The 11201-nt window shown below is 59.1% G+C and carries 11 protein-coding genes; 6 read left to right on the plus strand and 5 right to left on the minus strand.

The window, feature by feature from the left end; all coding sequences use genetic code 11:
• Positions 1–68 precede the first annotated feature (68 nt).
• Positions 69–506, minus strand: coding sequence for a putative toxin-antitoxin system toxin component, PIN family (locus JNM42_RS07000; protein ID WP_294267966.1), 438 nt, complete (start codon positions 504–506; stop codon positions 69–71).
• A 10-nt stretch (positions 507–516) separates the two neighbouring features.
• Positions 517–1644 (minus strand): NAD(P)/FAD-dependent oxidoreductase, encoded by a 1128-nt coding sequence (locus JNM42_RS07005; RefSeq protein WP_294267967.1) that lies wholly within the window; start codon positions 1642–1644, stop codon positions 517–519.
• Positions 1645–1833: 189 nt separating this feature from the next.
• Here JNM42_RS07005 and arfB point away from each other — a divergent pair, with 189 nt between their 5' ends.
• The 6 genes from arfB (at position 1834) to JNM42_RS07035 (ending at position 9442) form a co-directional block, all read left to right on the plus strand.
• On the plus strand, positions 1834–2250 hold the full coding sequence (gene arfB / locus JNM42_RS07010; protein ID WP_294267968.1) for an alternative ribosome rescue aminoacyl-tRNA hydrolase ArfB: 417 nt from the start codon (positions 1834–1836) through the stop codon (positions 2248–2250).
• Between the two features lie 288 nt (positions 2251–2538).
• Positions 2539–4407, plus strand: coding sequence for a potassium transporter Kup (locus JNM42_RS07015; protein WP_294267969.1), 1869 nt, complete (start codon positions 2539–2541; stop codon positions 4405–4407).
• Between the two features lie 97 nt (positions 4408–4504).
• A complete protein-coding gene (locus JNM42_RS07020; protein WP_294267976.1) occupies positions 4505–5476 on the plus strand; it encodes a tRNA-dihydrouridine synthase family protein in 972 nt (323 codons plus the stop codon).
• Positions 5477–5483: 7 nt separating this feature from the next.
• Positions 5484–6161: an SAM-dependent methyltransferase gene (locus JNM42_RS07025; RefSeq protein ID WP_294267970.1), complete on the plus strand. Its 678-nt coding sequence runs from the start codon at positions 5484–5486 to the stop codon at positions 6159–6161.
• Positions 6162–6170: 9 nt separating this feature from the next.
• Positions 6171–6395: an RNA-binding S4 domain-containing protein gene (locus tag JNM42_RS07030; protein WP_294267971.1), complete on the plus strand. Its 225-nt coding sequence runs from the start codon at positions 6171–6173 to the stop codon at positions 6393–6395.
• A 449-nt stretch (positions 6396–6844) separates the two neighbouring features.
• Positions 6845–9442 (plus strand): bifunctional aconitate hydratase 2/2-methylisocitrate dehydratase, encoded by a 2598-nt coding sequence (locus JNM42_RS07035; protein ID WP_294267972.1) that lies wholly within the window; start codon positions 6845–6847, stop codon positions 9440–9442.
• A gap of 77 nt (positions 9443–9519) precedes the next feature.
• On the opposite strand, the gene JNM42_RS07040 is transcribed toward JNM42_RS07035, so the two are convergent.
• From JNM42_RS07040 to JNM42_RS07050, 3 genes are all read right to left on the minus strand, one after another.
• A complete protein-coding gene (locus JNM42_RS07040) occupies positions 9520–9981 on the minus strand; it encodes a YidB family protein (protein WP_294267973.1) in 462 nt (153 codons plus the stop codon).
• A 178-nt stretch (positions 9982–10159) separates the two neighbouring features.
• Positions 10160–10414: a GlsB/YeaQ/YmgE family stress response membrane protein gene (locus tag JNM42_RS07045; protein WP_294267974.1), complete on the minus strand. Its 255-nt coding sequence runs from the start codon at positions 10412–10414 to the stop codon at positions 10160–10162.
• Positions 10415–10523: 109 nt separating this feature from the next.
• Entirely contained in the window at positions 10524–10919 is a 396-nt protein-coding gene (locus tag JNM42_RS07050) for a DUF3597 domain-containing protein (protein WP_294267975.1), read from the minus strand.
• Between the last annotated feature and the right edge of the window lie 282 nt (positions 10920–11201).

Below are 11201 nucleotides of genomic sequence, written 5' to 3' on the forward strand. Positions count from 1 at the left end.
GCCTGAGACGTCGGGTTACGGCCTGGCGGCCTAACCCGACCTATTCGCTTCGACGAGAGATGGTTTTGTCATACCAGGCCGAGAAGCTGATTGGCGGCTTCCGCCGTCATGATGGTAAACGGTGGCGGTTTGTGCCGGTGGCGGGCGAGTTTGAGCAGTAACTTGTCGCGCGTTATCAGCAGATCGGCCTGGCAGCGAGCGGCAAGAATCAGGAACTTCTGATCATCCTTGTCACGACAGCGCGGTAGCAGGTAGTTTTCCTCTCCGCTGGCGTCGCATGGCGTGGCAATACTCCGGTAGCTTTGCATCAGGACATTGCGTGCGGCAAGATCCAGGCCGAACTCCGGGTAAGCGCTGACCCGATCCAGTTCGGCCAGGCATTCCGTCGCGGTAAAACACAGTATATGTCCCTGGTTGATGGCCGTTTGCAGAGGCTGGGTATGGCGGTTGCCGAAGTGCAGCATGTCCATCACGATGTTGGTATCAAGCACGAGGCGGGTTGGCAAGGGCATGGATTCAAATGAGCCGGAGTTTTTCAACGACTCTTTCGGCGATGGCCAGAGACGCCGTCAGCCCCGGCGACTCGATCCCGAACAGGTTGACCAGCCCGGCGATACCGTGGGTTTCCGGCCCCTGGATGAGAAAGTCGGCGGCCGGGTCGCCGGGGCCGACGATCTTCGGCCGGATTCCGGCGTAGGCCGGGGCCAGCGCACCATCGGGCAAGCCCGGCCAGTAGTGGCGGACCTCGGCATAGAACGCGTCGGCACGCGCCGGGTCAACGCTGTATTCCATGGCCTTGGGGTCAGTCGATGAGTGGGTCAGCCACTCGACGTCGGGGCCGAAGCGTGCCTGACCGCCGAGATCAAGCGTCAGGTGAACACCCAGGCCGCTGGGTTCGGGTAGCGGATAGATCAGCCGCGAAAAGGGCGCCTGACCAGCCAGCGTGAAGTAGTTGCCCTTGGCGTAGAAGGCGGGCGGTAATCCGGCCGCCGGAAAGCCGGCCAATGAGCGGGCGACGCGGACGGCACCGAGTCCGGCAGCGTTGATCACGATGCCGGCCTTGAAGCGCGCGGCGTCCTGGCCGCCGACGTCGAGCTCCAGTCCATCGTCGGCCAGGGTGCCGGCGCGCAGGGGGCTGCGCACCGCCAGCGTCGCACCGGCGCGTTCGGCGTCGCCGAGCAGGGCCAGCATCAGACCATGGCTGTCGATGATTCCGGTTGACGGCGAGAGCAGGGCCGCAGTGCATCGAAGCCCGGGTTCGAGGGCGCGGGCGTCGGCGGCACCGAGCAGCCGCAAGTCATCGACGCCGTTGTTTTCGCCCTGCCGGAGCAAGGCGTGCAGACGGCTTTCCTGTGCGGTCGAGGTGGCAACGATCAGCTTGCCGCAGCGCCGATGGCTGACGCCGTGACTGACGCAGAATTTGTAGAGCAGATGGCGGCCGGCAACGCACAGTTCTGCCTTGAGCGAGCCGGTCGGGTAGTAAAGTCCGGCGTGGATGACTTCACTGTTGCGCGCGCTTGTTTCGCTACCGAAGGTGTCATGTTGTTCGAGGATCACCGTATCGATGCCGCGCTGCGCCAACGTCCTTGCGCAGGCCAAACCGACAACCCCGGCCCCGATCACGACAGCGCCGATTCTCTCCATCCTGCATTGCTCCCGTCGAAAGGGCGCATTGTAATGCCTGCGGACAGCGGAGTTGTCCCCCTTTACGGCAAAACGCCGGGGCACGAATGCCCGTCTTATAATCATGCACGTTAGCGTTGTGAACCCTTGCCAACAGGGTTTTCAAGCCTGTACGCAGTTTTTGCTAGTTAATTTTCCTGAGCCGATCACATGTCTGTCCATTCACCACAAATCATGCTGCGCGAAGAAGAGGTCGAGTTCATCGCCATTCGGGCGCAGGGTGCCGGCGGTCAGAACGTCAACAAGGTGTCGAATGCCATCCACCTGCGCTTTGACATTGGCGCCTCTTCGCTGCCGGACGAGATCAAGACGAAGCTGCTGCAGTTGCGCGACCAGCGGGTCAGCGCCGAGGGCGTGGTGGTGATCAAGGCGCAGCAGCACCGCAGTCTGGAACGCAATCGCGTCGATGCACTGACACGTTTGCGTGAGCTGATCGCGCGTGCGGCCTTTGTTCCCGTGGTGCGACGTCCGACCCGGCCAACGCGCAGTGCGCAGAAGAAAAGAGTTGAAAGCAAGATCCGGCGCGGGCTGGTGAAGGTTTTGCGCGGTCGGGTCGATTCTCAGTAGTTACGATGTCGGGATCACTTGTCTATCATCGGGATCACTTGTCTATCAATGTGTATTAAAATCAAAAAAATTATAAAAGTCGTATAGACACTCTGGCCTTAATGATGCTCAAGGTGGCCCATTTGGTAGCAGCGTAACCGTTATTAGGCAGGGATAAGCATACGCTGGCGAATGCCGCCGAAATATCCCTGCCGACCATACAGCGGATGGAGGCCATTTTTAACAACATCCGTGGCAAGGTCGAAACAGGTCGGGACTCGAATAACAACAAACAGGGAGTATTGAACGATGTCAGCGAGTGAGAACAAGAGTCGCCCGTCGGCACTGGTCGTCGGCGCGATAGGTGTTGTTTTTGGCGATATCGGGACCAGCCCGCTTTACGCGCTCAAGGAAACCTTCGCCGGGCATCACCCCATGCAGGTGGAGCCGGCAAGCATCCTCGGCGTCCTCTCACTGATCTTCTGGACCATCATGGTGCTGGTCACCCTGAAATATGTACTCATCATCATGCGCGCCGATAACCATGGCGAAGGTGGTAGTCTGGCCCTGCTCGCACGGGTCATGGAACTGACCAAGAGCACGCGCGCCACGTGGTTCGTGACGATGCTGGGCATTTTCGCCGCCGCGCTGTTTTATGGCGACAGCATGATCACGCCGGCTATTTCTGTGCTCAGCGCAGTCGAGGGGCTGGATGTGGTCTCTCCGGAGTTCACGAAGTACGTGATTCCCATCACTCTCGTGGTTCTGACCGTCCTGTTTGCGATCCAGAGCCGGGGCACGGCGGCCATGGGTATGCTGTTCGGGCCAGTGATGTGTCTGTGGTTTGTCGTTCTGGCGGTACTTGGCGTGATCAGCATCGCGCAGGCGCCACAGGTGCTGTTGGCCTTGAATCCGATCTACGCTGCCGAGTTTCTCTTCGGCAATCCATGGCAAAGCTTTCTTGCGCTTGGCTCGATCTTTCTTTCGGTCACGGGAGGCGAGGCGCTATACGCGGATATGGGGCATTTCGGCAGGTCTCCGATTCGCCTGGCCTGGTATGCTTTCGTGCTCCCGGCCCTGGTACTGAATTACTACGGACAGGGTGCCTTGCTGTTAACCGATCCGGAAACGATTCGCAGCCCGTTCTATCTGCTTGCGCCGGATTGGGCACTGATCCCCATGGTGGTGCTCGCCACGGCGGCGACAGTAATCGCCTCGCAAGCGGTGATCTCGGGTGCCTTTTCAGTCGCCCGGCAGGCCGTCCAACTCGGCTATCTGCCCAGGATGAGGGTTGTTCATACGACCTCTCACATGGAAGGTCAGATCTTTGTCCCGTTCACCAACTGGACGCTCTATCTCGCTGTCATCGCACTGGTGTTGGGTTTCAAGTCATCGAGCAATCTGGCGGCCGCCTACGGAATAGCGGTGGCCGGAACGATGTTGATCAGTACCATCCTGGTCTCCTTTGTCGTGTTACGCGCCTGGCACTGGAATCCCTGGTTTGCGTTGCCCCTGCTCGGAGTGCTCCTGGTCATTGATCTGGTGTTCTTCTCAGCCAATGTGATCAAGATCGGTCAGGGCGGCTGGTTTGCCCTGGCGATGGGACTCGCCTCCTTTACCGTGCTCACCACCTGGCGACTGGGTCGCCGTCTGGTCGGTGAGGAAATCGCCAAGCAAAGCATTCCTATGGATGCTTTCCTTGATTCCATTGTCAATGTGCATCGCGTGAATGGGACGGCCATCTTCATGACCGGTTCCAAAGAAGGCGTTCCTGCCGCATTGCTGCACAATCTCATCCACAATCAAGTGCTGCATGAACGGGTCGTGCTGGTCACCGTGCAGACGACCAATTCCCCCTTCGTCCTTGACCTGGATCGCATGTATCTGCACAAGATGCGTAAAGGTTTTTTCCGTCTGATCATCCGCTATGGTTTCATGGAGGATCCTGATATCCCGCGTGCACTGGAACGTTGCAAACGATTTGGCGAGAGTTTCGATCTTATGGAAACCACGTTTTACCTGTCGCGTGAAACGATTGTTCCCAGGCTCAAGCGCAACATTTCGCCCTTGCGTGCCCGCCTGTTCGCACAGATGTCAAAGAATGCATCCAGTGCGACCGAGTATTTCAAGATACCTACCGAACGCGTCGTCGAATTGGGAACACAGCTTGTCATCTAGCCAATGATTTCATTGAGCTCCCGGGGCTGACGACGCTCGTCCACTTTTCCAAACATTCTGATCACTCTAAATCGTGGGAAAAATTCTACTGGCGCCGATGGAGGGTCTGGCCGACAAGGTGCTGCGCGACGTGTTGACCCGCATCGGCGGCTATGATGGCGCAGTGACTGAATTCATCCGCGTGTCGGGTAATCTGCTGCCGCAGCGCACTTTCCTGCGCATCTGCCCGGAACTGGCTAATGGTAGCCGCACGCATGCCGGTACGCCGGTCGTGGTGCAATTGCTCGGCAGCGATCCGGCGTGCCTGGCTGACAATGCGGCGCAACTGGCAGCACTGTCGCCGGCGGGGATCGACCTCAACTTTGGCTGCCCGGCGCCGACCGTCAATCGTCATGGTGGTGGCGCGACGCTTCTCGACGATCCGGAACAAATGCGCCGGATTGTCCTGGCGGTCAGAATGGCGGTGCCGCAGGCCATCCCGGTCTCGGCCAAGATGCGGCTCGGCGTCCGCGACACCGGCAAGGCACTCGAATGCGCACTGGCGCTCGAAGACGGCGGCGTTTCTTCGCTGGTGGTGCATGCGCGAACCCGGGACGACGGCTACAGGCCGCCAGCGCATTGGGAGTGGGTGGCGCGCATCAACGAAACGGTACAGGTGCCGGTCGTTGCCAACGGCGAGGTGTGGACAGCGCAGGACTACCTGCGTTGCCGGGCAGTGAGCACCTGTGACGACGTGATGATCGGTCGCGGTGCGGTGGCCGACCCGTTTCTCGCGCGGCGCATCCGGGCGATCAACGCTGGCGACCGGATCACTGAACGGCGCAACGCCGACTGGATCGAATTCCTGCCCCTGCTGGCCGAGTACTGGCAACAGGTACTCGCTCGGGTCGAGTGGCGCCATGCGCCGGGCCGGCTCAAGTTGTGGCTCAATTCCCTGCGCCGCACCTTTGTCGAAGCCGAGGCGCTGTACTGGGCAGTGCGCCCTCTGCGCGATATTAAGCAGACCAGCCGGATGCTCGAGCAGCATGCGGTGCCGCTGTGGCGAGGTGTACTGCCGCACGCGGCGTAAGCAATCCATGCAGGCCAACTCGCGCATTCCGGTCAGCGCCCAGACCGGGATTCATCAACATCTCGATTCACTGCTCGAACGTCATTGCCGCTCGCCGTTCCGCAAGCCGTATAGCGATTACAACCGCGCGGCTTTCGCGGCGAGCCTTGAACGTCGCGAGCGTGTGGCGCCCGCAGCGCCGCTGATTCTGGATTCAGGTTGCGGCGTCGGTGAGAGCAGCACGGCGCTGGCGCTGGCCTGGCCCGAGCATTACGTGATCGGTGTCGACCAGTCCGCAGCGCGCCTGGGCAGAAACTCGCCGGGTCGAAAGGGTTTTCCGCAGAGACCGGCCAATCTCGACCTGGTGCGCGCCGATCTGGTCGATTACTGGCGACTGATGCGCGAGGCCAATATCCGTCTGGCACGTCACTACCTGCTCTATCCGAATCCCTGGCCGAAGATCGGCCACCTGGCGCGGCGCTGGCACGGCCATGCCGTTTTCCCGGCGATGCTTGCACTGGGCGGCGAGCTGGAATGCCGCAGCAACTGGCGGATCTATATCGACGAGTTCTGTTTCGCCGTCAAGCGCCTGACGCAGCGGGAAGCCGTTTACCAGCCGTATACGCCGGAATATGCGCTGACGCCTTTCGAACGAAAATACCTGAACTCGGGGCACGCGCTTTACCGCGCCCTGGTATCACTCTGAGAGGTTTTCATGTCGATAATTGTTGAAGTTCGTGGTGATTTCATCCAGTTGGACCAGTTGCTGAAGACGACGGGTTTGTGTCATTCGGGCGGCTATGCGCATGCCCAGATCGAGGCCGGCATGGTACTGGTCGACGGGCTCGTCGAAAGCCGCAAGCGTGCCAAGCTACGCCCTGGCCAGTTTGTCAGCTATGGCGGCGAGACGGTCGAACTGGTTGCCGGGCTTGTTGCCTGATCCGAATGCCGGTCACAAGCCCGGTTCTTTGCAGATGACTCAGGGCGATTGCATGAATGTCTTTGGATTCGCAAGCGGCTGAAAAACCACTACATCGTGGCCCTAGGCCAGGCTTCGCGCTCATTCCGGCGAAAGCCGGAATCCAGGTTGTTGGAGCACCCACTGGGTCCCGGCTTTCGCCGGGACGACGTTTTCCTGAAAAAATGGCTCTGCGGAGCCCCGAATAAATCACTGGTGCATTCATGCGATTGACCTGGCAGTTGACTTCACAGCAGGGCGCTTATCTTATATCATATATAAGAGTTGGTTTTCCACTTCTCACCCGATTGATTGAAATGCCGGTATCCGGAGCGTTTTACCTTACCGGCCTTGCAGTACAATGCTCGTTTAGCCCGTAATTAACGGATTACAAGATTTTGCCCCGTGCAAGCTTTGAGAAAGGTCTCCCCATGCTGGAATCCTATCGTGCCCATGTCGCCGAGCGCGCTGCGCTTGGTATCCCGCCGCTTCCGCTGACGGTCAAGCAGACCACCGAACTGATTGCTCTGCTGAAAAATCCACCGAAGGGTGAAGAGCAGGCGCTGGTCGAGTTGATTACCTACCGTGTTCCAGCCGGTGTCGATGACGCCGCGAAGGTCAAGGCCGAGTTCCTCGCCAAGGTCGCCAAGGGCGACGAGTCCTGCGCGCTGATCTCTCGTGCCAAGGCCACCGAATTGCTCGGTACCATGCTCGGCGGTTACAACGTCAAACCGCTGATCGACGTACTCGGCGACACTGAAGTCGGCGCCGTGGCCGCCGAAGCGCTGAAAAAGACCCTGCTGGTGTTTGACTTCTTCCACGACGTGAAAGAACTTGCAGACAAGGGCAATGCCAACGCCAAGGCCGTTCTGCAATCCTGGGCTGACGCCGAGTGGTTCACCTCGCGTCCGGATGTTCCCGCTGCGCAGAAGCTGACCGTGTTCAAGGTCACCGGCGAAACCAATACCGACGATCTGTCGCCGGCACCGGACGCCTGGTCGCGCCCCGACATCCCGCTGCACGCCCTGGCCATGCTCAAGAATCCACGTCCGGGAATCGAAGCCGACGAAGTGGGCAGCCGTGGCCCACTCAAGCAGCTCGAAACGCTGGCCAAAAAGGGCAACCTGATCGCCTACGTCGGCGATGTGGTCGGCACCGGTTCGTCGCGCAAGTCCGCCACCAATTCGGTGCTGTGGTTCACCGGCCAGGACATACCCTTCGTACCGAACAAGCGTTTTGGCGGCTTCTGTCTGGGTTCCAAGATCGCCCCGATTTTCTTCAACACCATGGAAGATGCCGGCGCCCTGCCGATCGAACTGAATGTCGAAGAAATGAACATGGGCGACGAGATCGAGCTGAAAATTGACGCAGTGACGACCAAAGTGACCGCGCTCAAGAATGGCCAGGTGATTGCCGAATCGCAGCTCAAGACCCCGGTGATTCTCGACGAAGTTCGCGCTGGTGGGCGTATTCCGCTAATCGTCGGCCGTGGCCTCACCGCCAAGGCACGCGAAGCGCTGGGCCTGCCCGCTTCAACGCTGTTCCGCCTGCCGCAGAACCCGGCCGATACTGGCCAGGGCTACACGCTGGCGCAGAAAATGGTTGGCCGCGCCTGCGGTCTTCCAGAAGGCAAGGGCATCCTTCCCGGCACCTACTGCGAACCGAGGATGACCACCGTCGGCTCGCAGGACACCACCGGCCCGATGACGCGCGACGAACTCAAGGATCTGGCCTGCCTCGGCTTCTCCGCCGACATGGTGATGCAGTCCTTCTGCCACACCGCCGCCTATCCGAAGCTGGTCGATGTACAGACCCATCGTACCCTGCCGACCTTCATCAGCACGCGCGGCGGCGTTGCGCTGCGTCCCGGCGACGGCATCATCCACTCCTGGCTCAACCGCCTGCTGCTGCCCGACACCGTCGGTACCGGCGGCGACTCGCACACGCGTTTCCCGATCGGCATCTCCTTCCCCGCCGGCTCCGGTCTGGTCGCCTTTGCCGCAGCCACCGGCGTCATGCCGCTCGACATGCCCGAATCCGTTCTGGTGCGCTTCAAGGGCAAGCTGCAGGAAGGCGTTACGCTGCGTGACCTGGTCAACGCCATTCCCTACTACGCCATCAAGCAGGGACTGCTGACCGTCGCCAAGCAGGGCAAGAAGAACATCTTCTCCGGCCGCATCCTTGAAATCGAAGGCCTTCCTGATCTCAAGATCGAGCAGGCGTTCGAACTCTCCGATGCCTCGGCCGAACGTTCTGCCGCCGGTTGCACGGTGCATCTGGACAAGGCGCCGATCATCGAATACATGACTTCGAACATCACCCTGATGAAGTGGATGATCGCCACCGGCTACGAAGACAAACGCACCCTGGCCCGCCGCATCAAGGCCATGGAAGCTTGGATCGCCAACCCGCAACTGCTCAAGGCCGACGCCGATGCCAGCTACGCCGCCGTGATCGAAATCGATCTGGCTGATGTCAGAGAACCGATCGTCGCCTGCCCGAACGACCCGGACGACGTCAAGCTGCTCTCCGAAGTCGCCGGAACCAAGATCGACGAAGTCTTCATCGGCTCGTGCATGACCAACATCGGCCACTTCCGCGCGGCGGCCAAGGTGCTCGAAGGCAAGTCGGACATCCCGACCCGCCTGTGGGTGGCGCCGCCGACCAAGATGGATGCCACCATCCTCAACGAAGAAGGCTACTACGCCACCCTCGGCAAGAGCGGCGCGCGCATGGAAATGCCCGGCTGCTCGCTGTGCATGGGCAACCAGGCACAGATCCGCAAGGGCAGCACCGCGATGTCCACCTCGACGCGCAACTTCCCGAACCGGCTCGGCATCGACACCTTTGTTTACCTCGGTTCAGCCGAACTGGCCTCGATCTGTGCCCTGATGGGCAAGATCCCGACCGTCGCCGAATACATGGAGCAGGTGAAGGTGGTCAATGCCAAGGCGGCCGAGGTCTATCGCTACATGAACTTCGACAAGATTGCCGAGTTCAGCGATGTGGCGGATACGGTGACGGTTTAAGCCGCAGGCGGCTTCTCAATCCGGGAAACGGCGCCCTGCGGGGCGCCGTTTTACATTGTCCCTGATCAAGACATTGGCTATATCAGCCGCGCCGCCTCGTTTTCTGTGGGTAGCCGGCCTTCAGGCGTAAATTTGTCCACCGCTGCCGGTAACTCACGAGTCAGCCTGGATAGCAGTTCTTCGCGCGAGAGTCCGGTGTGCTGCGAAAGCGTGTTCAATGCATCGGGCCCGATCGCCTGCTCCAGTTGATCCGTCCGGAGCGGTTGATTGGGACCGGTGCTTACCCAGGAATCCGCAGCCTGGCCATGTCCGTTCTGTTTGAAACGATCGACCAGGTCCCGCAGCCCACCACTCAGTACGCTACCGGCACTCGCACCACCGAAGAGCCCTCCCAACTTGTCGAACACGCCTCCCTGACTGGGCTGATCATAAGTAGCGGGTCTGCCGCCCTCCTCTTGCTTCTGACCCCCAAGCACTTCGGCGATTTTGTCCCGGTTCTGATAACCCGCGACTGCTAGAAGTCCCAAAAGGGCTACCATTGACGGCATTCCTTGACTCATTTCATTTCTCCTCTATGCCTGTTTGGAACACAACCGCGCCCTTGTTTCGGTGATAGCGTGTTAACAACAGTTGATGACCATTATTGAGTTAACATGAATTTACAGCCGGATAATCGGTTATCGCTGTGATATACCATTAGCAAAGAAGCGATTACTCCTACACGCGTTGTTTGACAAACGCCCCCCAGACAAACAGAACGACAATGGCGCCGATGACGGCGCCGATGAGTCCCGCACCTTCACCATGCGCGTACCATCCAAGCGCTTGTCCAAGATAGCTCGCAACGACAGCTCCAACTATTCCGAGGATCGTTGTCAACACAAAACCTGAAGGCTCGTTGCTGCCTGGCATAATGAATTTTGCGAGAACGCCCGCGATAAAGCCAATGATAATCGTCCAGATAATACCCATGGTCTGCTCCTATTAAGGGCTCGGTGAGCCTATTCTGTTAAGAATAAAAAATATTTACTACTGGTGTATGCCACTTATCTCGTGCGCGGAACCATGCTGCCATTGACGATCAGTGCTTGAGGCTTTCAGGGACTTGACCGCCGTTTTCTGCAAGCTTTTGCATGACAGCTTTCGACAGAGCGATGTTCTGCTCGGCACTGCCGTTAATTCCGAAGCTTACATTCAGCTCCTGCGCGAGTTCCTTGCGTGCGGCAAGGCTAGAATCCAGGTCAAGCAGCTTGAGCAGATCCACGATTGACGTCCGCCAGTTACCCCCTCCGCCCTTGGACAAAGCAAGCCTGGTCAAGACGGCGGCCACGTCAACGGCTTGCAGCTGCTGTGACGAGACGTTAATGTCGGTGGCAATCGATGCTTGCGTCGGCGGCAGCGCCAGCGCCGGTTCGGCCGCAGCAGCGGATGAGCTGTGATGGAATATCTTGTCCAGGATCGATTTGAAGATGCCCATATTTTTGTGCTCCTTTTGTGGTGAAGATGGTCAGATGGAAGCTCGTTTGTCGGCAACGACTCAACTCAGCTACTCCGACAGCACACGATGACTCGGCATTGCCATCTTTTCTGTGCGCCACCACACGTAATGTAATTAAATAGTGCCTGACAGAAAACCCCCTTTTTTGAAAATTTGTCCGCCAGAGATTTACTTATACGTCATCATTATTCCAAATTGTCCCGCCGTACATATCCATAAGTCATTTTTTGGTGCGGCCCGATGAAATTTCCTGTTTTGCAG

Origin of the sequence: Propionivibrio sp., assembly GCF_016790145.1 — a bacterium.
Lineage (GTDB): Bacteria > Pseudomonadota > Gammaproteobacteria > Burkholderiales > Rhodocyclaceae > Propionivibrio.

Excerpts from the sequence above, each read along its gene's own strand:
- JNM42_RS07005 (WP_294267967.1), bottom strand. The coding sequence starts at position 1,644 with ATGGAGAGAATCGGCGCTGTCGTGATCGGGGCCGGGGTTGTCGGTTTG.
- JNM42_RS07015 (WP_294267969.1), top strand. The coding sequence starts at position 2,539 with ATGTCAGCGAGTGAGAACAAGAGTCGCCCGTCGGCACTGGTCGTCGGC.
- arfB (WP_294267968.1), top strand. The coding sequence starts at position 1,834 with ATGTCTGTCCATTCACCACAAATCATGCTGCGCGAAGAAGAGGTCGAG.
- JNM42_RS07020 (WP_294267976.1), top strand. The coding sequence starts at position 4,505 with ATGGAGGGTCTGGCCGACAAGGTGCTGCGCGACGTGTTGACCCGCATC.
- JNM42_RS07045 (WP_294267974.1), bottom strand. The coding sequence starts at position 10,414 with ATGGGTATTATCTGGACGATTATCATTGGCTTTATCGCGGGCGTTCTC.
- JNM42_RS07030 (WP_294267971.1), top strand. The coding sequence starts at position 6,171 with ATGTCGATAATTGTTGAAGTTCGTGGTGATTTCATCCAGTTGGACCAG.
- JNM42_RS07040 (WP_294267973.1), bottom strand. The coding sequence starts at position 9,981 with ATGGTAGCCCTTTTGGGACTTCTAGCAGTCGCGGGTTATCAGAACCGG.
- JNM42_RS07025 (WP_294267970.1), top strand. The coding sequence starts at position 5,484 with ATGCAGGCCAACTCGCGCATTCCGGTCAGCGCCCAGACCGGGATTCAT.
- JNM42_RS07035 (WP_294267972.1), top strand. The coding sequence starts at position 6,845 with ATGCTGGAATCCTATCGTGCCCATGTCGCCGAGCGCGCTGCGCTTGGT.
- JNM42_RS07050 (WP_294267975.1), bottom strand. The coding sequence starts at position 10,919 with ATGGGCATCTTCAAATCGATCCTGGACAAGATATTCCATCACAGCTCA.